This window comes from Roseovarius sp. THAF8 (assembly GCF_009363735.1).
GTDB lineage: Bacteria > Pseudomonadota > Alphaproteobacteria > Rhodobacterales > Rhodobacteraceae > Roseovarius.
In genome coordinates, this window is the sequence record NZ_CP045410.1 from 2,405,805 (window position 1) to 2,426,910 (window position 21,106).

Below are 21,106 nucleotides of genomic sequence, written 5' to 3' on the forward strand. Positions count from 1 at the left end.
CACCCACTGAAAGGGTATTGTGATGACCAAATTCGATGCAAACTGGGCCTCGCGCGAAGAGCAAAAGCGCAAGTGGATGGCCGAGAACGGCATGTATTCCGAAGAGGAAGAGCATTCCTCCTGCGGCGTCGGCCTGGTGGTGTCCGTCAATGGCAAGGCCAGCCGCAAGGTGGTCGAGGCCGGGATCGACGCGCTCAAGGCGATCTGGCACCGGGGCGCCGTCGATGCCGACGGCAAGACCGGCGACGGCGCGGGCATTCATATCCAGATCCCCGTGCCGTTCTTCTATGACCAGGTGCAGCGCACCGGCCACGAGCCGCGCGAGAACCAGTTGCTGGCGGTGGGCCAGGTGTTCCTGCCGCGCACGGATTTCGGGGCGCAGGAAACCTGCCGGACCATCGTGGAAACCGAAGTGCTGCGCATGGGCCATTACATCTATGGCTGGCGCCACGTGCCGGTGGACATCAGCGTGCTGGGCGAAAAGGCCAACGCCACCCGCCCCGAGATCGAGCAGATCCTGATTTCCAACGCCAAGGGCATCGACGAAGAGGATTTCGAGCGCGAGCTTTACGTCATCCGCCGCCGGATCGAGAAAGCCGCCGCCGCGGCGGGCGTGGGCCAGCTCTATATCGCGTCGCTCAGCTGCCGCAGCATCATCTACAAGGGCATGATGCTGGCCGAACAGGTCGCGGAGTTCTATCCCGATCTCAAGGACGAGCGTTTCAAGTCGAACTTCGCCATCTATCACCAGCGCTATTCCACCAATACCTTCCCGCAATGGTGGCTGGCGCAACCCTTCCGGATGCTGGCCCATAACGGCGAAATCAACACGCTGAAGGGCAACACCAACTGGATGAAAAGCCACGAGATCCGCATGGCCTCGCAATCCTTTGGCGACATGGCCGAGGATATCAAGCCGATCATCGCCCAAGGATCGTCGGATTCCGCCGCGTTAGATTCTGTATTCGAGGTTCTGGTGCGCGCCGGGCGCTCTGCCCCGATGGCCAAGACCATGCTGGTGCCAGAAAGCTGGTCGAAGCAGGCCGAGGAGCTGCCCGTCGCGTGGCGCGACATGTATTCCTACTGCAACTCGGTGATGGAGCCGTGGGACGGCCCCGCGGCTCTTGCCATGACCGATGGCCGCTGGGTCTGTGCCGGGCTCGACCGGAACGGGTTGCGCCCGATGCGCTATGTCGTGACGGGCGACGGCCTGGTGATCGCCGGGTCCGAGGCCGGGATGGTCCCGATCGACGAGGCGACCGTGCGTGAAAAAGGCGCGCTGGGCCCGGGTCAGATGCTGGCCGTCGACACCCAGAAGGGGCTTCTTTACCACGACACCGAGATCAAGGACAAACTGGCGCGCGCCCTGCCCTTCGACGAGTGGGTGGGCAAGATCACCGACCTCGACGAGCAACTGGCCGGCGTGACCGAGACGGCCACATGTTCGGGCACCGACCTGCGCCGCCGCCAGATCGCCGCGGGCTATTCCGTGGAAGAGCTGGAACAGGTCCTCGCCCCCATGGCCGAGGACGGCAAGGAAGTCGTGGCCAGCATGGGCGACGACACGCCCAGCGCGGTCCTGTCCAAGAAATATCGCCCGCTCAGTCACTATTTCCGCCAGAACTTCAGCCAGGTGACCAACCCGCCGATCGACAGCCTGCGCGAATTTCGCGTCATGAGCCTGAAGACGCGGTTCGGCAACCTCAAGAATGTGCTGGACGAGTCGAGCGCCCAGACCGAGATCATGGTGCTGGAAAGCCCGTTCGTTGGCAACGCGCAGTGGCAGGCCATGCTGGAATGCCTGAACGCCGACCTGTGCGAGATCGACTGCACGTTCGAATCCGGCAAGGGCGCGCTGAAGGCCGGGCTGGAACGCATCCGCGCCGAGGCCGAGGATGCCGTGCGCTCGGGCGCCGGGCATATCGTTCTGACCGATCAGGGCGTTTCCGAGACGCGCATCGCCATGCCGATGATCCTGGCAACCAGCGCGGTGCACAGTCACCTGACGCGCAAGGGCCTGCGCACCTTTACCAGCCTGAATGTCCGTTCGGCGGAATGCATCGACCCGCATTACTTTGCCGTTCTGATCGGCGCGGGCGCAACCGTGGTCAACGCCTACCTCGCCGAGGACAGCCTGGCCGACCGGATCGAGCGCGGCCTGCTGGATTGTTCTCTGACCGAGGCCGTGGCGCGCTATCGCCTCGCCATCGACCAGGGCCTGCTGAAGATCATGTCGAAGATGGGCATCAGTGTCATCTCGTCCTATCGCGGCGGCCTGAATTTCGAGGCGGTGGGGCTGAGCCGCGCCATGTGCGCCGAGTACTTCCCCGGCCTCACCAGCCGCATTTCCGGCATCGGCATCAGCGGCATCCAGGCCAAGCTGGAGGAAATCCACGCCACCGCCTTCCGCGGCGGCAAGAACGTGCTGCCTATCGGCGGTTTCTACAAGTCGCGCAAATCGGGCGAGACCCACGCTTGGGGCGCGCAGACCATGCACATGATGCAGATGGCCTGCAACAAGGCCAGCTTCGAGCTTTGGAAACGCTATAGCCAGGCGATGCAGGCCAACCCGCCCATCCACCTGCGCGACCTCATGGCGATCAAGCCCATGGGCGAGGCCGTGCCGCTGGAAGAGGTGGAAAGCGTCACCGCGATCCGCAAACGCTTCGTCACGCCGGGCATGTCGCTGGGGGCGCTTTCCCCCGAGGCGCACAAGACCCTGAACGTCGCCATGAACCGCATCGGCGCGCGCTCCGACAGTGGCGAGGGCGGCGAGGATCCTGCGCATTTCGTGCCCGAACCCAACGGCGACAATCCCAGCGCCAAGATCAAGCAGGTGGCCTCGGGGCGCTTCGGTGTGACGGCGGAATACCTCAACCAATGCGAAGAGCTTGAAATCAAGGTGGCCCAGGGCGCCAAGCCTGGCGAGGGCGGGCAGCTTCCGGGCATGAAGGTGACCAAGCTGATCGCGCGCCTGCGCCACTCGACCGAGGGCGTGACGCTTATTTCACCTCCGCCGCACCACGACATCTATTCGATCGAGGACCTGGCGCAGCTGATCTATGACCTCAAGCAGATCAACCCGACCGTGAAGGTCTGCGTCAAGCTGGTCTCGCAGTCGGGCGTCGGCACCATCGCCGCCGGTGTCGCCAAGGCCAAGGCCGACGTGATCCTGATTTCGGGTCACAACGGCGGCACGGGTGCGTCCCCCGCCACGTCGATCAAGTATGCCGGCCTGCCCTGGGAAATGGGCCTGACCGAGGCGCACCAGGTTCTGTCGATGAACAACCTGCGCGACCGCATCACCCTGCGGACCGATGGCGGGCTGCGCACCGGGCGCGACATCGTCATGGCCGCGATGATGGGGGCCGAGGAATACGGCATCGGCACCGCCGCCCTGATCGCGATGGGCTGCATCATGGTACGTCAGTGCCAGTCCAACACTTGCCCCGTGGGCGTGTGCACGCAGGACGAGTCGCTGCGCGAAAAGTTCACCGGCAATGCCGACAAGGTGGTGAACCTGATCACCTTCTACGCGCAGGAAGTGCGCGAGATCCTCGCCAGCATCGGTGCGCGCAGCCTCGATGACGTGATCGGCCGTGCCGACCTGCTGACCCAGGTCAGCCGCGGCTCGGCGCATCTGGACGATCTCGACCTCAACCCGATGCTGATCACCGTGGATGGCGCGCAGCACATCACCTATGACCGCAACAAGCCGCGCAACGACGTGCCCGATACGCTGGACGCCGAGATCGTGCGCGACGCCGCGCGGTTCCTAAACGATGGCGAGAAGATGCAGCTGCACTACGCCGTGCAGAACACGCACCGCACCGTGGGCACCCGCGTCAGCAGCCATATCGTCCGCAACTTCGGCATGCGCAACGCGCTGCAACCCGATCACCTGACGGTCAAGCTGACAGGCTCGGCGGGCCAGAGCCTTGGCGCCTTCGCCGCGCCGGGGCTGAAGATCGAGGTGTCGGGCGATGCCAACGACTATGTCGGCAAAGGTCTGTCGGGGGCGACCATCGTGGTGCGCCCGCCCATGGTCAGTCCGCTGGAGGCGGCGGAGAACACGATCATCGGCAACACCGTCCTTTACGGGGCGACCGCGGGCTATCTCTTTGCCGCCGGCCGCGCCGGTGAACGCTTTGCCGTGCGCAACTCGGGCGCCAGGGTGGTGATCGAGGGCTGCGGCAGCAATGGCTGCGAATACATGACCGGCGGCATGGCCGCGATCCTCGGGCCGGTCGGCGCGAACTTTGCCGCGGGCATGACCGGCGGCATGGCCTTCCTCTATGATCCCGAAGGCGCGACCGACAAGCTGATCAACCGTGAATCCGTGGTGACCTGCCCGGTGACCGAACTGCACTGGCTGACCGAGCTGAAGGACCTGATCGAACGCCATGCCGAGGAAACCGGCAGCCTCAGAGCGCGCGAGATCCTGCAATACTGGGACGCCGAAAAGGACAAGTTCGTCCAGGTCTGCCCGAAGGAAATGCTGGGTAAGCTGGAGCATCCGATCGGCATCGAGGACAGCGCCATTCCGGCGGAATAGGGTCTGATATCGTATCCGGCCGGGGGCGGGTCCGCCTTGCCTCCGGCGCGGATACGGTCCGCCGGAACAAAGTGCCGATTGACCATCGGACCCCGGTTTGCACTATTGCGGGCAGCGATGGCCAGGAAAACGAGCAGCAGAAAATCCAGACCCTCGGTGATGGACCGGATCGCCGCCCCCGTCCTGTGGGCGCGGGTCTGGGTCGTGCGCCTGTTCCTGATCGTGGTGGTGATCGTCTGCGGCACGGTCCTGGTGCATCGCTGGTTCGCGCCGCCCGATACGCTCTACATGAAACAGGAGGCCTTTCGCCTGGGCGAGATCCGGCACCGATGGGTGCCGCTCGGCGACGTGGCGCCCGTGATGGCGCGCGCGTTGGTGGCGGCAGAGGACGCCAATTTCTGCCTGCACTGGGGCTTTGACATGAACGCCATCCGCGACGCGCTGGAAGACGGCAGCGGGCGCGGCGCGTCGACCCTCAGCCAGCAGGTGGTCAAGAACGTCTATCTCTGGCACGGGCGCAGCTGGACCCGAAAGGCGCTCGAGGCCGGGCTGACCCCGGTGGTCGAGCTGTTCTGGTCCAAGCGGCGGATCATCGAGGTCTACCTGAACGTGGCGGAGTTCGACGAGGGGATCTTCGGCATCGACGCCGCCGCCCGGCATTATTTCGACGTCGCCCCCGACGCGCTGAGCGACGTGCAGGCGGCGCGGTTGGCCGCCGTCCTGCCCAATCCCAAGGACCGCTCCGCGTCCCGGCCCAGCGATGCCACGCGCCGGCGCGCCGCCGGCATCATGGACGGGGCGGCCACGATTCGCCGTGACGGGCGCGCGGCGTGTTTCGAGGATTGAAATGGACGCGCTTACAGGGCATTGAAGGACTGATTTCGCAAGATGACCGGACCCCCAATGGCCAAGCTCTATCACGTTCCACTCTCGCCCTTCTGCCGCAAGGTGCGGCTATGCCTCGCCGAGAAGCGGATCGAATGTGAACTGGTGGAGGAACGCTACTGGGAAGCCGACCCCGATTTCCTGCGCCGCAACCCGGCGGGCAAGGTGCCGGTGCTGCGGCTGGACGGCATGACCCTGTCGGAAAGCACGCCGATCTGCGAGTACCTCGAAGACAAGCACCCCGAGCCCGCCCTGATGCCCAAGGCGCACGAGGGCCGCTACGAGGTGCGCCGGCTGGTGGCGTGGTTCGACGACAAGTTCCATCACGAGGTGACGTCGAAACTGCTCTACGAGCGGGTGAACAAGAAGGTGATGGGCAAGGGCTTTCCCGACAGCACCAACGTCAAGGCGGGCGCCAAGGCGATCAAGTTCCACCTCGATTACATGGCGTGGCTGCTGGACCGCCGCCGCTGGCTGGCCGGCGACGTGATGACCCTGGCCGATTTCGCCGCCGCGGCGCACCTGTCGAGCCTCGACTATATCTCCGACGTGGACTGGAACCGCTCGGACGTGGTCAAGGACTGGTACGCCAAGATCAAGTCGCGCCCGGCCTTCCGCAACATCCTGGCCGACCAGGTGCCGGGTTTCCCACCGCCGGCGCATTATGCCGATCTTGACTTTTAAGGGGCTTTGCCCCTCGGCCTGCGGCCTCACCCCAGGATATTTCTGGCCAGAGAAAGAGCCATGGATGGGCTGAAACAGAGACTGGTGGCGCAGGCCTTGGCCGAAGGCTTCGCCCTGTGCCGCGTGTGCCGTCCGGGCGATGTGCCGCAAGTGCCCGCGCGGTTGGCGGCCTTTCTGGACAAGGGCTATCACGGACAGATGGATTGGCTGGCCGACCGGGCGCACTGGCGCGGCGCGCCCGATGTGCTGTGGCCCGAGGCGCGGTCGGTGATCATGCTGGGCGAAAGCTATACGCCCGAAGGTGACCCGATGGCAACCCTGGAGGACCCTGCGGTCGGAACCGTTTCAGTCTATGCCCGCAACCGCGACTACCACGACATCGTGAAAAAGCGGCTGAAGCGCCTGGCGCGCTGGCTGATCGCCGAAGCGGGTGGCGAGGTGAAGGTCTTCGTGGACACCGCGCCGGTCCCGGAAAAACCCCTGGGCGAGGCGGCGGGCCTCGGGTGGCAGGGCAAGCACACCAACCTCGTGAGCCGCCAGATGGGCAGCTGGTTCTTCATCGGGTCGGTCTTCACCACGCTTGAAATAGACACTGATCCTGCCGAAGAGGATCATTGCGGCTCTTGCCGCGCCTGCTTGGATATCTGTCCGACCGATGCGTTTCCGGCACCCTACCAGCTGGATGCACGGCGGTGCATTTCCTACCTGACGATCGAGCACAAGGGCCCGGTGGACGGAGAGTTGCGCGAAAGGATGGGCAACCGGATCTATGGCTGCGACGATTGCCTTGCCGTCTGCCCGTGGAACAAGTTCGCGGTCGAGGCGACGGAGCTGCGCTATCACGCCCGCGACGATCTGGTTGCCCCGCCGCTGGCAGAGTTGGCGAAACTGGATGACGCCGGGTTCCGGGCGCGGTTTTCGGGCAGCCCGATCAAGCGGATCGGGCGCGACCGTTTCGTGCGCAACGTGCTCTATGCCATCGGCAACTCGGGCCGGCCCGACCTGGCGCCGGTGGCGCAGGATTTGTGCGACGATCCCGATGCAACCGTGGCCGATGCGGCGCGATGGGCGGTAAAGCGGCTCGATCATGCCGCAAACGGGCGCGATTAGCCCGCGGTTTGGCGGTAACCGAACCGCGGACGAAAGGAACCATCATGGCGATACTTCTGGGCGTGGATACCGGCGGCACCTATACCGACGCCGTCCTGGTGCGCGACGAGCGCGAGGTGATCGCCAGCGCCAAGGCCCTGACCACGCGGCAGGACCTGTCCATCGGCATCGGCGATGCGATCGAGGCCGTGCTGACCCGAAGCGGCATAACGCCCAATCAGATCGGGCTTGCCTCGCTGTCGACCACGCTGGCCACGAATGCGTTGGTCGAGGGGCAGGGCGGGCGCGTCGGGCTGGTCTATATCGGCTTTCGCGAGCGCGACCTTGACATGCACGGCCTGACAGAGGCGCTGGCCGGGGATCCGGCCCTGGTGCTCGGCGGCGGGCACAACCATGCGGGCAGCGAGGCGGCGGCGCTGGATGAAACCGCACTTTCGGCATGGTTAGAGACTGATTTGGGTGCCTCCGCCTTCGCCATCGCCAGCCAGTTCGCCACCCGCAACCCCAGCCACGAGCTGCGCGTGGCCGAGATGATCCGCGCCGCGACCGGCAAGCCCGTCAGCTGCTCGCATCACCTGTCGGCCAAGCTGAACGGGCCCAAGCGGGCACTGACCGCGCTCTTGAACGCCCGCCTGGTCGGCATGATCGCCCGGCTGATCGAAAAGGCCGAAGGCACGCTGACCCGCTTCGGCATCGACGCTCCGCTGATGGTGGTGCGCGGTGACGGTGCTTTGATCTCCAGCGCGCAGGCGCGGGAACGCCCCATCGAGACCATTCTCAGCGGTCCGGCGGCCAGCATCGTCGGGGCGCGTTGGATGACCGGCGCCGATCACGCGCTGGTCTCCGACATTGGCGGCACCACCACGGATGTCGCCGTTCTGCGCGATGGTCGTCCCATGATCGACCCGGCGGGCGCGCAGGTCGGGCCGTGGCGCACCATGGTCGAGGCGGTCGCCATGCGCACCACCGGCCTTGGCGGCGACAGCGAGGTGCACGTGATCGACGAAGGGCTGGTGGGTGGCGTCACGCTCGGCCCGCGACGGGTGATCCCGGTCAGCCTGATCGCGCTGGAAGATCCGGCCGCCCTGCACGCGGTGCTGGACGACCAGCTGCGCAACGACACGCCGGGCGAACATGACGGGCGCTTCGTGCGCCTCGTGCCGGGGGTCGAGGCCGACGGGCTAGGGTCGAAAGACACCGCCCTGCTGGAGCGGATCGGCACGGGTGTGAAACCGCTGGGCGCGGTGCTGCGCAACCGGATGGACAGCGCGGCGCTGCGTCGGCTTGTGGCACGGGGCCTCGTGCAGGTCGCGGGCGTGACACCATCCGATGCCAGCCACGTTCTGGGGCGGCTCGATGCCTGGGATGCCGAGGCGGCGCGCAAGGCCGTGCAACTGGTCGGGCGCAAGCGTACCGGCACTGGCAACCGTCTGTGCCCCGAGCCTCAGGCGATGGCGCAGATGATTGTCGATCAGTTGACCGACCAGACGAGTCTGGCCTTGTTAGAGACTGCTTTTGCCGAGGACGATGAAGACTTCGGCCTGCCCCCGGCGCAACTGGCACGGCATGTCCTGATGCAGAAGGGGCTGGACCGGCATCGCGGGCTGGTGCGTCTCGACACCGGCCTGAACGTGCCGGTGATCGGGCTGGGCGCCTCGGCCAGCAGCTACTATCCGGCGGTGGGCGCTCGCCTGGGCTGCGACATGATCCTGCCCGAACATGCCGGGGTCGCCAACGCCATCGGCGCGGTGGTCGGGCGCGTCACGATCCGGCGGCAAGGCACCATTACCAGCCCCGCCGAGGGCCGGTTCCGCGTGCATCTGGAAACCGGGCCGGAGGATTTCGTTGAGTCAGACAAAGCCATGGAAAGGCTCGAAGACGTCTTGAAATCCGATGCCCGCCAGACAGCCCTCGCCGCCGGCGCCGAGGACCTTCAGACGGACATTACCCGCGACATTAAGACCGCGCAGGCCGAGGGACGGGACGTATTCCTCGAAGCCACCATCACCGTCGAGGTCAGCGGGCGGCCCCGCATCGCCTCGTGACCGGGCCACCCATCTGACGGCTGCGCTTGTGATCGGCGGCTGTTACATTGAGAATGTGAAGAACAGTGAAAGCGAGGGGGGCGCACCATGCGGGCGGCCGAGAAATTTGACGCGGATATTGCCGGGCGCCTCGACGGGCTGCGCGACGACGGGCTTTACAAGACCGAGCGGGTCATCACTTCGATGCAGGCCGGCGAGGTGACGCTGGAAGGCGGGCACGCGGTGGTGAACCTCTGTGCCAACAACTATCTCGGCTTGGCCGATGATCCGGAGGTGATTGCCGCCGCGCATGACGCGCTCGACCGTTACGGGTTCGGCATGGCCAGCGTGCGCTTCATCTGCGGCACGCAGGAGGAGCACAAGGCGCTCGAGGCGCGGATCGCTGGCTTCCTGGGGACCGAGGACAGCATCCTGTACGCCGCCGCTTTTGACGCGAACGCGGGTTTGTTCGAGACGCTTCTGGGCCCCGAGGACGCGATCATCTCCGACGCCCTGAACCATGCCAGCATCATCGACGGTGTGCGCCTGTGCAAGGCGCAGCGCTATCGCTATGCCAACAGCGACATGGCGGATCTGGAACGCTGCCTGAAAGAGGCGGAAGGCGCGCGCCATCGCCTGATCGCCACCGATGGGGTGTTCAGCATGGATGGCTATATCGCCAGGCTGGACCGGATCTGCGACCTGGCCGAGCGGTACGATGCGATGGTCATGGTCGACGATTGCCACGCCACCGGGTTTCTGGGCGACACCGGGCGCGGCAGTCACGAACATTGCGGCGTCATGGGCCGTGTCGACATCCTGACCGGCACGCTGGGCAAGGCGATGGGCGGTGCCTCGGGCGGCTATACCGCGGCCAGCGCGCCGGTGGTGGACTGGCTGCGGCAACGCTCGCGGCCTTACCTGTTTTCCAACACGCTGGCCCCGGTCATTGCCGCCGCCTCCCTGCGCGTCCTCGACCTGCTGGAGGCACGCGGCGACGATCTGCGCGGCCAGCTTTGGGACAACGCCGCCTATTTCCGGGAGCGGATGGGCAAGCTGGGCTTCGAACTTCTGCCCGGGCAGCACGCGATTATCCCCGTCATGTTGCGCGACCCCAAGCTGGCGCAGGAGATGGCCAAGCGGCTCAATGACCGCGGCGTCTATGTCACCGCCTTCAGTTTTCCGGTCGTACCGCGCGAACAGGACCGCATCCGCACCCAGATGAGCGCCGCCCTGACTCGTGACATGCTGGACCGCGCCATCGACGCGTTCGAGGCGGTGGGCCGCGAGCTGGAGGTCATCGCGTGACCGTGCTGCCCTCTGTGATCGAGGCCATGGGTGACACGCCCATGGTCGAATTGAGCCGTATCAGAGACGCATTGCACTTGGATGGCCGCATCCTCGCCAAGCTCGATTACCTGATGCCCGGCTTTTCCAAAAAGGACCGCGCGGCACGGGCGATCATCGAAGGCGCGCGCGCCACGGGCGAGCTTGCCCCGGGCCAGACCGTGGTGGAATTGACCTCGGGCAACATGGGCACGGGGCTGGCCATCGTCTGCGGCGTGCTGGGCCATCCGTTCGTCGCGGTGATGAGCGAAGGCAATTCCGAGGAACGCGCCCGGATGATGCGCAGCTTGGGGGCCGAGGTCATCCTCGTCCCGCAGGCCCAAGCCAGCCGCAAGGGCGAGGTCTCCGGCGCGGATCTCGCTCTGGTCGATGCCGCCGCGCAGGAAATCACCGCAGAGCGGGGCGCCTACCGCGCCGACCAGTTCGAGCGGGCGGGCAACCCCCTGTCGCACGAGATGGGCACCGGCCCCGAGATCTGGGCGCAGTCGGGCGGCACGGTCACCGCGTTTTGCGACTTCATCGGCTCGGGTGGCACGCTGGCCGGGGTGGCGGCTTATCTTGGCCCAAATGGCGTGCGCTGCTACGGAATCGCCCCCGACAAACCCGGCCATCCGATCCAGGGTGGCGGCTATTCCATGCCGGACCTCACGCATCTGAAATCCGCCGATCTGGCTGGAACAGTCACTGTTTCCGGCCTCGACGCCGCCGAGGCCGCCCGCCTGCTGGCCCGCACCGAAGGCATATTCGCCGGCTATTCCGCCGGCGCCAACCTTGCCGGCGCGATTCAGCTGTTGGGCGGGCTGGAACAGGGCGGCACCATCGCTATCGTGATGTGCGACAGCGGCCTGAAATACCTCAGCACCGATTTGTGGGACTAGACCATGCAGAACCAGATGAAAGCCCTCGTGAAGGCCAAGCCCGAACCGGGCCTGTGGATGGAACACGTCCCGGTCCCCGAACCGGGGCCGAGCGACGTGCTGATCAAGGTGAAGAAGTCCGCCATTTGCGGCACCGACGTGCATATTTGGAAATGGGACGAATTCAGCGCCAAGACCGTGCCGGTGCCCATGGTCGTGGGCCATGAATTCGTCGGCGAGATCGTTGATATGGGCCGTGCCGCGATGAAATACCGGATCGGCCAACGGGTCAGCGGCGAGGGGCATATCGTCTGCGGCGCCTGCCGGAACTGCCGCGCCGGGCGCGGGCATCTCTGCCGCAACACCAAGGGGGTGGGCGTTCACCGCCCCGGCAGCTTTGCCGAGTATCTGTGCATCCCCGAATCCAACGTGGTGCCCATCCCCAAGGATATCCCGGACGAGATCGCCGCCATCTTCGACCCGTTCGGCAACGCCGTGCACACCGCCCTGTCCTTCGATCTTGTGGGCGAGGACGTTCTGGTCACCGGCGCCGGCCCCATCGGCATCATGGGCGCGCTCGTGGCGCAGAAGGTCGGCGCGCGGAAAACCGTGATCACCGATATCAACCCGTATCGCCTGAACCTTGCCCGCGAGATGGGGGTGCAGCACGTAGTCGACGCAAGCCGCGAACAGCTGCGAGACGTGATGGACGAAATCGGGATGACCGAAGGCTTCGACGTGGGCCTGGAAATGTCCGGCGCGTCGGCGGCCATGCAGCAGATGATCTCGCGCATGAACAACGGCGGCAAGGTCGCCCTCCTGGGCATTGCGCCCACCGAGTTTCCGGTCGACTGGAACACCGTCATTTTCAGGATGCTGCATATCAAGGGCATCTACGGGCGCGAGATGTACGAGACATGGTACAAGATGATCGCGCTGGTGCAGTCGGGGCTGGACGTCTCGGGCCTGATCACGCACCGGATCGGCATCGACGACTTCGAGGACGGCTTCGCGGCGATGATCTCGGGCAATTCCGGCAAGGTGGTGATGGACTGGGGTGTGGCTTGAGGGCCCGGCGCGCGTGATCCGACCCGTTGCAGGGATGTGGCGGATTGGATCAAATCGTGTCGCCTGCGGACCTGTTTCTGCCGAAAACCCGCGCGACAGGCAGGGCCGGTCCGGGTGATTGGTACCGCCCACGCGTCCCGTCCACGGGCCTTGCGTGACCCACAGCCAAAGAATTCTTGATGCGCGACACCGACCAGCCTCCGAAACGCTATGTCTTTCTTCTGATCCCGGGCTTTTCGATGCTGGGCTTCACCTGCGCGCTGGAATCGCTCAGCCTCGCCAACCGCCATTCCAGCAACCGCGCGTTTTACGAATGGCGCTTGCTGAGCGCCGATGGCGCGCCGGCCCGGGCCTGGAACGGCGTGACCATCACCGTGGACGGCGCGCTGGAAGAGTTGCGCCGCGAGGACACGCTGGTAGTCTGTGCCGGCCACGCCGCCTCTGCGGGCAGCACCAAGGATGTGCTGGCCTGGCTGCGGCGCGAGACGCGCAAGGGCATCACCTTCGGCTCCCTGTCCAGCGGCGCCTACACGCTCGCGCTGGCGGGCCTGATCGCGGGGCGCCGGGTCAGCACCCACTGGGAATATGTCGATGCGCTGACCGAGGCCCTGCCGCAGGTCACCGTGCAGGACACGATCTATTCAGTGGACGGCCGCGTGTTCTCCTGCGCCGGCGGGGCCTCGTCGATGGACCTCATGCTGCATCTCATCGGCGAGGATTACGGGCCGAAACTGGTGGAATACGTGGCCGAGCAGATGGTCTATACCGCCCCCCGCGATCACAGCCAGTCTCAGCGCCTGTCCCTGCCCGCCCGCGTCGGGCGCGGCAACCGCCGCCTGACCCAGGCGATCGAGATCATGCGCGGCAATATCGAGGATCCGCTCAAGCTCAGCGAGCTGGCGGCGTTGATTGGCGTTTCCGTACGCCAACTGGAACGGCTCTTCATGGCCTTTCTGAACACCTCGCCCAGCCGCTATTATCTCGAAATCCGGCTGGAAAAGGCTCGAAACCTGCTGCGCCAGACCGAGATGAGCATCACCGATATCAGCGTGCTCTGCGGCTTTACCAGCCCCACGCATTTCTCGCGTGCCTATCGCAAGCTTTACAGCATCGCCCCCAGCAAGGAAGCCGACGCGACCACCCCCGTCAGCCGCCCGTCCGGGCCAGCAGCTTCTCGATTTCGCCGGTGATGGTGGACGACATCGGCTTGACGGGCGAACCATAGGTGCCCACGACCTTGCCCTCGGGGCTCAGCAGGATCTTGTTGAAGTTCCACGCTGGCGTGAACCCGGCCTCCTGCGCCACCGAGCGATAGAACTGGTGCGCATCGGGCCCATGCACGGTCGTGATGCCGGTCATCGGCAGGGTCAGGTCATAGTTCACTTCGCAGAAATCCTTGACCTCTTCCTCGCTCGCCAGCTCCTGGTTGAAATCGTCCGACGGCACCGCCAGAACGACCAGCCCCCGGTCGCGATATGTGTCGTAAAGCGCCTGCAGATCCGAATATTGCCCGGTGAACCCGCACATCGACGCGGTGTTCACCACCAGGACCGGCTGCCCCTGCCAGTCCGACAATCGGTGCGTGCCGCCGTCGATATTGGTGAAGGTGGATTGCAGGTCCAGCGCAAGCGCGGGAAGGGCGAAAACCGTGGCCAGAAAGCCAAGAAGAAAGCGCATGATCATACTCCGTAACTATAGGGCGGTACGCGCCGCGGCCCAGCCCGGATCACTTCGGTCATACCGGCCTTGCGTTGACGGCGATTGATTTTGCTGCCGCTTTCCGTCACGTCAGGGGGACGGAGACGCTCCATGACACCTCTCACGGGTATTCTGCTCAAGCTTGTCGCGGTGACGCTGTTCATCGTCATGTCGGCCCTGATCAAGGCCGCAGCAGACACTGTTCCGCCCGGACAGGCGGTTTTCTTCCGCTCGTTCTTTGCCATTCCGGTGATCCTGGCCTGGCTGGCGATCCGGGGCGAAATGTCGACCGGCCTGCGGGTGAAATCCCGCTTGGGCCATTTCTGGCGCGGGTTCGTGGGCACCACGGCCATGGGCCTGATGTTCGCCGGCCTGGGTCTGTTGCCCCTGCCCGAGGTCACGGCGCTGGGCTATGCCGCGCCGCTTCTGGTGGTGGTCTTCGCGGCGATGTTCCTGGACGAAAAGGTCGGCATCTTCCGCCTCGGCGCCGTGGCGCTGGGCCTCGTGGGCGTGCTGGTGGTTCTGGCCCCGCGCCTGACCACGCTGGGCGGGCCGACGGTGGAAACCGCACAGGCCGTGGGCGCGGTGCTGGTCCTGTTGGGCGCGGTCTGTGCCGCGCTGGCGCAGATCTACATCCGCAAGCTGGTGCAGACCGAACAGACCAGCGCGATCGTGTTCTACTTCTCGTTGACCTCGACGCTGCTGTCGCTGCTGACCCTCCCCTTCGGATGGGTGATTCCGGGCGGAACAGAGACTGTTTACCTGGTTCTCGCCGGTCTGATCGGCGGGCTTGCGCAGATCTTCCTGACCTCCGCCTACCGCTTTGCCGATGCCAGCGTCATCGCGCCCTTCGACTATGCCTCGATGCTGTTCGCCATCGCCATCGGGTATGTCATCTTCGACGAGGTGCCGACCGGGCAGATGCTGATCGGGGCCGCGCTGATCGTGCTGGCGGGTATCATCATCATCGTCCGCGAACGTCAGCTTGGCCTGCAGCGCGGCCGCGCCAAGGAGGCGAAGACGCCCCAGGGCTAGCGGTCAAGCCACGCGTAATGCAGGTATGCGGGTCGCATCAGCATGCGCCGGAATCGCCCCAGCGGGAATTTCCGCGGCTTGTGGCTCAGTGGCGCCGGGTAGGGCATGTCGGGCGTTTCGCCCCGCACCAGGTCGGCCAACAGCCGCCCCGCATAGCTGCCCATCGACACGCCGTTGCCATGATAGCCGAACGCCGCGAACCCGCCCGGCAGTTCCGGGATCGGCCCGGCATAGGGCACCAGGTCGCGCGTCACGCAGACGAACCCCGACCAGTAATGCGGTGTCTCCACATGCGCCCAGGCGGGAAACATCTTTTCGAAATCGGCGCGGATCATCGCCCGAATCTGCGCTTCGGTGCCGGGCGAATGGCGCAGCCCGCCGCGCATCCCCATCAGCATCCGGTTGTCCGGCATCAGCCGGAAATAATGCAGCAAGTGGCGTGTGTCGTAACACATCTGCCTGCTGGTCCAGCCTTGCGCGGCCAGCTCGTCACCCGTCATCGGGCGGGTGACGATCACGCTCGATTGCGTCGGCAGATACCGCGCGCCCATCCAGTCCGGCAGGTTGTCCGCACTGTAACCGTTCGTCGCGATAATGAACTTTTCGGCTGTAACAGAGCCTGTTCCTGTGTGCACCCGATAGCGCCCGTCGGCCAGGCTCTCGATCCGCGTGACCGCGCTTTGCCCGTGCACCACGGCCCCCGCCGCCTCCGCCGCCCTGCAAAGCCCCAGCGCATATTTCCGCGGATTGAGGGCGAATCCGATGGGCATGGTGGAGGCGCCGTGAAAAGGCCCTCTGAACCCCGCCTGCGACAGCTCCTCGCGCGGGGTCAGCGTGGGCGTCACGCCATATAGCTCCCGTGTTGCCGCGGCATCCTCCCGCATCGCCTCGAAGTCCCTGGGGCGATGGGCCAGCTGCGTCTCGCCCTCCGAATGGCGGTCCACGTCCAGCCCCAGCCTCTCGATCAACCCGCCCACGTGATCCACCGCCGCCATCTCGGCCCGGGCAAAGCCGCGCGCCTCGGTCTCGCCGAACTTCGCCTTTATCTCGGCATGGCTGGCCTTGGCCCCGCCCAGGCAACAGAACCCGCCATTGCGCCCCGACGCGCCCCAGAACGGGTGCTGCGCCTCCAGCACGGTGACGCCGACGCCCGCCTCGGCCAGGCCCAGCGCGGCGTTCAGCCCGGTAAACCCCGCGCCGATGATGGCGACATCGGTGGTGGTGTCCCCGTCCAGCGCGGGCCAGTCGCCCGGCGGAACGGTATCCGCCCACCAGCAATCGGCCACCGGCGCGGCGCCATACGCGCCCTCTTCCCAGATCCGCTTGAGCATGGTCATGCCTCGGCCCTGACCGCGGCCTTCTCGTCGGCCTCCTGCCGCAGCAACTGGCGCTTGGAAATCAGCGAGGCGGAAATCACGCCGACCGCGACAACCGCGATCAGGATCGTCGACAGGGCGTTGATCTCGGGGCTGACCCCCAGCCGGATCGACGACCAGATCTTGATCGGCAGGGTCGTGGCCGACGGGCCCGCGGTGAAGCTGGCGATCACCAGGTCATCCAGCGACAGGGTAAAGGCCAGCAGCCACCCGGATATCACCGCCGGCGCGATGATCGGCAGGGTCACCAGCCGAAACGCCGAGAACGCGGAACAGCCCAGGTCCAGCGCGGCCTCTTCCAGTGACTTGTCGAAGCTGACCAGCCGCGAGGACACCACGACCGACACGAAGCACATCGAAAAGGTCGTGTGCGCCAGGATGATCGTCAGCACCCCCCGGTCCAGCCCAATTCCGATGAACAAGAGCAAGAGCGACAGACCGGTGATCACCTCGGGCATCACCAGCGGCGCATAGATCATGCCCGAAAACAGCGTCCGTCCCCAGAACCGCCCCGCGCGCACCAGTACATAGGCCGCCATCGTGCCCAGAACCGTCGCGATGGTCGAGCTGACCACCGCGACCTGCAACGTCACCCAGGCGGCATCGAGAAACGCTTCGTTCCGCAACAGCTCGCCGTACCACCGGGTCGAGAACCCGGCCCAGACGGTGACGAGTTTCGACGCGTTGAAGCTGTAGATCACGAGGATGATCATCGGCAGGTACAGGAACGCGAAGCCCAGCGTCAGGGAGGTGGTGTTGAACCATGTTAACCGCCTCATCGCTCCCCCTTCCGTGCCCGTTCGCCAAAAGCTCTGTCACAGCTTTTGGCAAAACTCTTCCGAAGAGTTTTGCGCGCGCTCATCCTTCCGCCTCCCGCTGTTTCTGCTCATTGCGCTGGAACAGCACGATCGGGATGATCAGGATCAAGAGCAGGATCACCGCCACCGCGCTCGCCACCGGCCAGTCGCGGTTGTTGAAGAACTCCTCGAACAGCACCTTGCCGATCATCAGCGTCCGCGATCCGCCCAGCAGCGACGGAATCACGAACTCGCCCACCACCGGGATGAACACCAGGAAACAGCCCGCGATGATGCCGTTCTTCGACAACGGAAACGTCACCAGCCAGAAGGCCGTCAGCCGCGAACAGCCCAGATCCTCGGCCGCTTCCAGCAGGCTGTCATCCATCCGCTCCAACGCCGAATAGACCGGCAGGATCATGAAAGGCAGGTAGGTGTAGATGATCCCGATATAGACGGCGACATTGGTATTGAGGATCGTCAGCGGTTCGGAAATCAGACCCAGACCCAGCAGAAGCTGGTTCAGGTAGCCTTCGGTCGACAGGATCCCCATCCACGAATAGACCCGGATCAGGAAGCTGGTCCAGAACGGCAGGATCACCAGCATCAACAGCGTCGGCCGCCAGTGGTTCGGCGCGCGCGCCATGGCATAGGCGATGGGATAGCCCACCAGAAGCGTCAGGAGGGTCGAGAAAAAGGCGATCTGAAGCGAGGAAAGATAGGATTTCCAGTACAGGTCATCCTCGGCCAGGAACACGAAATTCTCGAAGTCGAGCGCGGCGAAGAACCCCTTGATCCCCTCCCACCCTTCGGAAAGGTCCAGCTGCGGCGTATAGGGCGGGATCGACAGCTCGATGTCCGACAGGCTGATCTTCAGCACGATGGCGAAGGGCACCAGGAACAGCGCCAGCAGCCACAGGTAGGGCACGAGAATGAGGATCAGACGCCGGGTCATGACGTCAGCACCACGCCCGCCGTGCCGGTCCAGCTGACCCAGACCTCGTCTTCCCAGGTGATGTCGCGCCGCGAGATGCGGCGCGTGTTGGCCAGCTGCGCCTTGATCATCGTGCCGTTTTCCAGCTCGACGTGATAGGTCGACAGATTGCCCAGGTAGGCGATGTCGATCACCTTGCCTTTCAGCGCGTTGACCGCATCGGGTTTGGTCTTGGAAATCCCGATCTTCTCGGGGCGCAGGGCCAGTTGAACGTGCTGGCCGTCCTCCACCCTCGGCCCGTCGAGCGCGATCAGCGGCGGCTGACCCTCGGCCCAGTCGATGGTAATGCCACCGTCGGGAATTTCGGTGGTTTCCGCTGGAACAGTCTCTGGGTGCGCCGCCCTTGCCTCTGTCTTTGGCACCGTCGCGGCGGCGGGGCTCGGGGGCGGCAATTGCCGCACGATGTCGGTGCGCGGGCCGAACACCCTGGCCCAGACTTTGTCATGCAGCCACAGGCCCATCCGGTTGGGTTGCGGTCCCTGCGGCGCCTGTGTGGCGGGCTTTGCGCTGTCCTCCGCAGGTTCCGGCGCGGGGTTGGCGGGCTTTGCGCTTTCGGGTTCCGGCGCGGGCTCGTCCGCGACCGGCGCGTTGGGCTCAGCCGGAACCCCGATTTCGGCAACCGCCTCGGGTGTCTCGACAGTCTCTGTTTCAGCCGTTTCCGCCTCTTGCGGCGCCGCCTCGGCCGTGCCCTCCGGCGTCTCGGCAGCCACCGGACTGGCGTCCGGCCCGGCGTCGGGCGCGCGGTTCATCGCCGTGCCGGAAAACAGCGTCACGTCGCCGATGAAATCCGCCACGTAGGCCGTGTTGGGCGCCTCGTAAATCTCGTCGGGCGTGGCGATCTGCACGATCCGCCCGTCATCCATCACCGCCACGCGGCTGGCCACGGTCATCGCCTCTTCCTGGTCGTGGGTGACGATGACGAAGGTCGTGCCGGTCTTTTCCTGGATATCCATCAGCTCGAACTGCGTGTCCTGCCGCAGCTTGGCATCCAGCGCCCCCAGCGGCTCGTCCAGCAGCAGCAGCTTCGGCCCCTTGGCCAGGCTGCGCGCCAGCGCCACGCGCTGTCTCTGGCCGCCGGAAATCTGGTGCGGCTTGCGGCTTGCGAACCGCTCCAGCCGCGTCAGCTTCAGCATCTCGTCCACCCGCGCCGCGATCTTGTCGGCGGGCAGCTTGTCGCGCTTCAGGCCGAAGGCGATGTTTTCCCAGACCGACAGGTGCGGAAACAGCGCGTAGGACTGGAACATCATGTTCACCTCGCGCTTGTTCGGCGGGATCGGCGCGATATCGCGCCCGCCCAGCAGGATCGTGCCCTCGGTCGGCGCCTCGAACCCCGCCAGCATCCGCATCATCGTCGTCTTGCCACAGCCCGACGGGCCCAGCAGCGCAAAGAACTCCTTTGCGTAGATATCGAACGACTGGTTGTCGATGGCGGTGAACGTCCCGAACCGCTTGGTCACATTCCTGAACTGGATGAGCGGTTTTTCATTCGGATCGTCCCACGGCGCGAACTTGCATTCCGGCATTGCTGTCCCCTTGAAGGAATGAACCCGCGCGGGTGCGCCGCGCGGGTCCTGTCATGTCCTGCGTCAGGTGCCGGACTTGATCTTGGTCCACATCCGGGTCACGACCCGCTGCACCTTCGCCGGATAGGGCGTGGTGGTGTAGAGGTTCTCGAGCGTCTCCTCGTTCGGATAGACCGCCGGATCGTCGATCACGTCCTCGACCAGGAATTCCTGCGAGGCCTTGTTGCCGTTGGCATAGTAGACATAGTTCGAGGCCGCAGCGATGTTCTCGGCATCCATGATGAAGTTCAGGAACGTGTGCGCCCCCTCGGGGTTCGGCGCATCGGCCGGGATCGCCATCATGTCGAACCACATCAGCGCGCCCTCGCTGGGCGCGTTATAGGCGATCTCGACACCGTTGCCGGCCTCCGCGGCACGGTCGCGCGCCTGCAGGATGTCACCCGACCAGCCGAAGGCCACGCAGATGTCGCCATTGGCCAGCGCGTTGATGTATTCCGAGCTGTGGAACTTCTGCACGTAGGGCCGCACGCCCATCAGCACCTCTTCGGTCTTGGCGATCACGTCGGGATCATGGCTGTCGGGGTCCTCGCCGATATATTGCAGCGCGGCGGGGATCAGCTCGACCGGCGCGTCCAGGAAATGCACGCCGCAGCTTTGCAGCTTTTCCATGTTCGCCGGGTCGAAGATCAGCGACAGCGAGTCCACGGGCGCATCCTCGCCCAGCACCTCGGCCACCTTCGCGGTGTTCACGCCGATGCCGGTGGTGCCCCACATGTAGTTGATGGCATATTCGTTGCCGGGGTCGTATTTCGCGGTCCGCTCTTCGATCACGTCCCACATGTTGTCCAGGTTCGGCAGCTGCGACTTGTCCAGCTTCTGGAATGCGCCCGCCGCGATCTGGCGTTGCAGGAAGGTGCCAGACGGCACCACCACGTCATAGCCCGAGCCGCCGGCCAGCATCTTGGTCTCCAGCACCTCGTTGCTGTCGAACACGTCATAGACCAGCTCCAGCCCGGTCTCTTCCTCGAACTTCGCCAGCAGGTCCTCGTCGATATAGTCGGACCAGTTGTAGACGCGCACTTCCTGCGCCATGGCGCTTGTCGCGCCCAGCGCCAGAACGGCGGTCATGGTCAGAAACTTCTGTGTCATTCGG

Annotated in this window: 16 protein-coding genes and 1 pseudogene; 10 read left to right on the top strand and 7 right to left on the bottom strand. The window is 65.2% G+C overall.

Annotated features, from left to right (window positions below; translation table 11 throughout):
• Positions 1–22: 22 nt before the first annotated feature.
• From gltB to FIU85_RS11820, 9 genes are all read left to right on the top strand, one after another.
• On the top strand, positions 23–4,555 hold the full coding sequence (gltB, locus tag FIU85_RS11780) for a glutamate synthase large subunit (protein WP_152497023.1): 4,533 nt from the start codon (positions 23–25) through the stop codon (positions 4,553–4,555).
• 159 nt (positions 4,556–4,714) lie between these two features.
• Positions 4,715–5,401: a monofunctional biosynthetic peptidoglycan transglycosylase gene (mtgA, locus tag FIU85_RS11785; protein WP_254702885.1), complete on the top strand. Its 687-nt coding sequence runs from the start codon at positions 4,715–4,717 to the stop codon at positions 5,399–5,401.
• 57 nt (positions 5,402–5,458) lie between these two features.
• On the top strand, positions 5,459–6,124 hold the full coding sequence (locus FIU85_RS11790; protein ID WP_152494614.1) for a glutathione S-transferase family protein: 666 nt from the start codon (positions 5,459–5,461) through the stop codon (positions 6,122–6,124).
• Between the two features lie 60 nt (positions 6,125–6,184).
• Positions 6,185–7,234 (top strand): tRNA epoxyqueuosine(34) reductase QueG, encoded by a 1,050-nt coding sequence (gene queG, locus FIU85_RS11795; RefSeq protein ID WP_152497025.1) that lies wholly within the window; start codon positions 6,185–6,187, stop codon positions 7,232–7,234.
• 44 nt (positions 7,235–7,278) lie between these two features.
• Complete coding sequence (locus FIU85_RS11800; RefSeq protein WP_152497026.1) at positions 7,279–9,279, top strand: hydantoinase/oxoprolinase N-terminal domain-containing protein; 2,001 nt, start codon at positions 7,279–7,281, stop codon at positions 9,277–9,279.
• An 87-nt stretch (positions 9,280–9,366) separates the two neighbouring features.
• Positions 9,367–10,566 (top strand): glycine C-acetyltransferase, encoded by a 1,200-nt coding sequence (locus FIU85_RS11805; RefSeq protein ID WP_152497027.1) that lies wholly within the window; start codon positions 9,367–9,369, stop codon positions 10,564–10,566.
• Positions 10,563–11,483 carry a PLP-dependent cysteine synthase family protein gene (locus FIU85_RS11810; RefSeq protein WP_254702886.1) on the top strand — a complete coding sequence of 307 codons (921 nt, stop codon included), beginning with the start codon at positions 10,563–10,565 and terminating at the stop codon, positions 11,481–11,483. The genes FIU85_RS11805 and FIU85_RS11810 overlap by 4 nt, the downstream gene beginning before the upstream one ends.
• A gap of 15 nt (positions 11,484–11,498) precedes the next feature.
• Complete coding sequence (gene tdh / locus FIU85_RS11815; protein WP_216648909.1) at positions 11,499–12,530, top strand: L-threonine 3-dehydrogenase; 1,032 nt, start codon at positions 11,499–11,501, stop codon at positions 12,528–12,530.
• 179 nt (positions 12,531–12,709) lie between these two features.
• Positions 12,710–13,720: a GlxA family transcriptional regulator gene (locus FIU85_RS11820; RefSeq protein ID WP_152497029.1), complete on the top strand. Its 1,011-nt coding sequence runs from the start codon at positions 12,710–12,712 to the stop codon at positions 13,718–13,720.
• On the opposite strand, the gene FIU85_RS11825 is transcribed toward FIU85_RS11820, so the two are convergent.
• Positions 13,677–14,207, bottom strand: coding sequence for a glutathione peroxidase (locus FIU85_RS11825; RefSeq protein ID WP_152497030.1), 531 nt, complete (start codon positions 14,205–14,207; stop codon positions 13,677–13,679). The genes FIU85_RS11820 and FIU85_RS11825 overlap by 44 nt on opposite strands.
• Before the next feature lie 132 nt (positions 14,208–14,339).
• Between FIU85_RS11825 and FIU85_RS11830 the strand changes: the two genes are divergently transcribed.
• Complete coding sequence (locus FIU85_RS11830) at positions 14,340–15,263, top strand: DMT family transporter (RefSeq protein ID WP_152497031.1); 924 nt, start codon at positions 14,340–14,342, stop codon at positions 15,261–15,263.
• On the opposite strand, the gene FIU85_RS11835 is transcribed toward FIU85_RS11830, so the two are convergent.
• The 6 genes and pseudogenes from FIU85_RS11835 to FIU85_RS11855 all read right to left on the bottom strand — a co-directional run bounded on the left by FIU85_RS11835 (position 15,260) and on the right by FIU85_RS11855 (position 21,102).
• A complete protein-coding gene (locus tag FIU85_RS11835; protein WP_368372962.1) occupies positions 15,260–16,600 on the bottom strand; it encodes an NAD(P)/FAD-dependent oxidoreductase in 1,341 nt (446 codons plus the stop codon). The genes FIU85_RS11830 and FIU85_RS11835 overlap by 4 nt on opposite strands.
• Positions 16,597–17,418, bottom strand: coding sequence for an ABC transporter permease (locus FIU85_RS11840; protein ID WP_152497032.1), 822 nt, complete (start codon positions 17,416–17,418; stop codon positions 16,597–16,599). The genes FIU85_RS11835 and FIU85_RS11840 overlap by 4 nt, the downstream gene beginning before the upstream one ends.
• Before the next feature lie 79 nt (positions 17,419–17,497).
• Positions 17,498–18,391 carry an ABC transporter permease subunit gene (locus FIU85_RS11845; RefSeq protein WP_152497033.1) on the bottom strand — a complete coding sequence of 298 codons (894 nt, stop codon included), beginning with the start codon at positions 18,389–18,391 and terminating at the stop codon, positions 17,498–17,500.
• A complete protein-coding gene (locus FIU85_RS22605; RefSeq protein WP_368372986.1) occupies positions 18,388–19,179 on the bottom strand; it encodes a TOBE domain-containing protein in 792 nt (263 codons plus the stop codon). Before FIU85_RS22605 ends, FIU85_RS11845 begins: the two co-directional genes overlap by 4 nt.
• A 21-nt stretch (positions 19,180–19,200) precedes the next feature.
• Positions 19,201–19,953: pseudogene (locus tag FIU85_RS22610) on the bottom strand (ABC transporter ATP-binding protein); the annotation flags it as partial.
• 63 nt (positions 19,954–20,016) lie between these two features.
• The gene (locus FIU85_RS11855; RefSeq protein WP_152497035.1) at positions 20,017–21,102 is read right to left on the bottom strand and encodes a polyamine ABC transporter substrate-binding protein; all 1,086 of its coding nucleotides are present in this window, start codon (positions 21,100–21,102) and stop codon (positions 20,017–20,019) included.
• Positions 21,103–21,106: the final 4 nt, after the last annotated feature.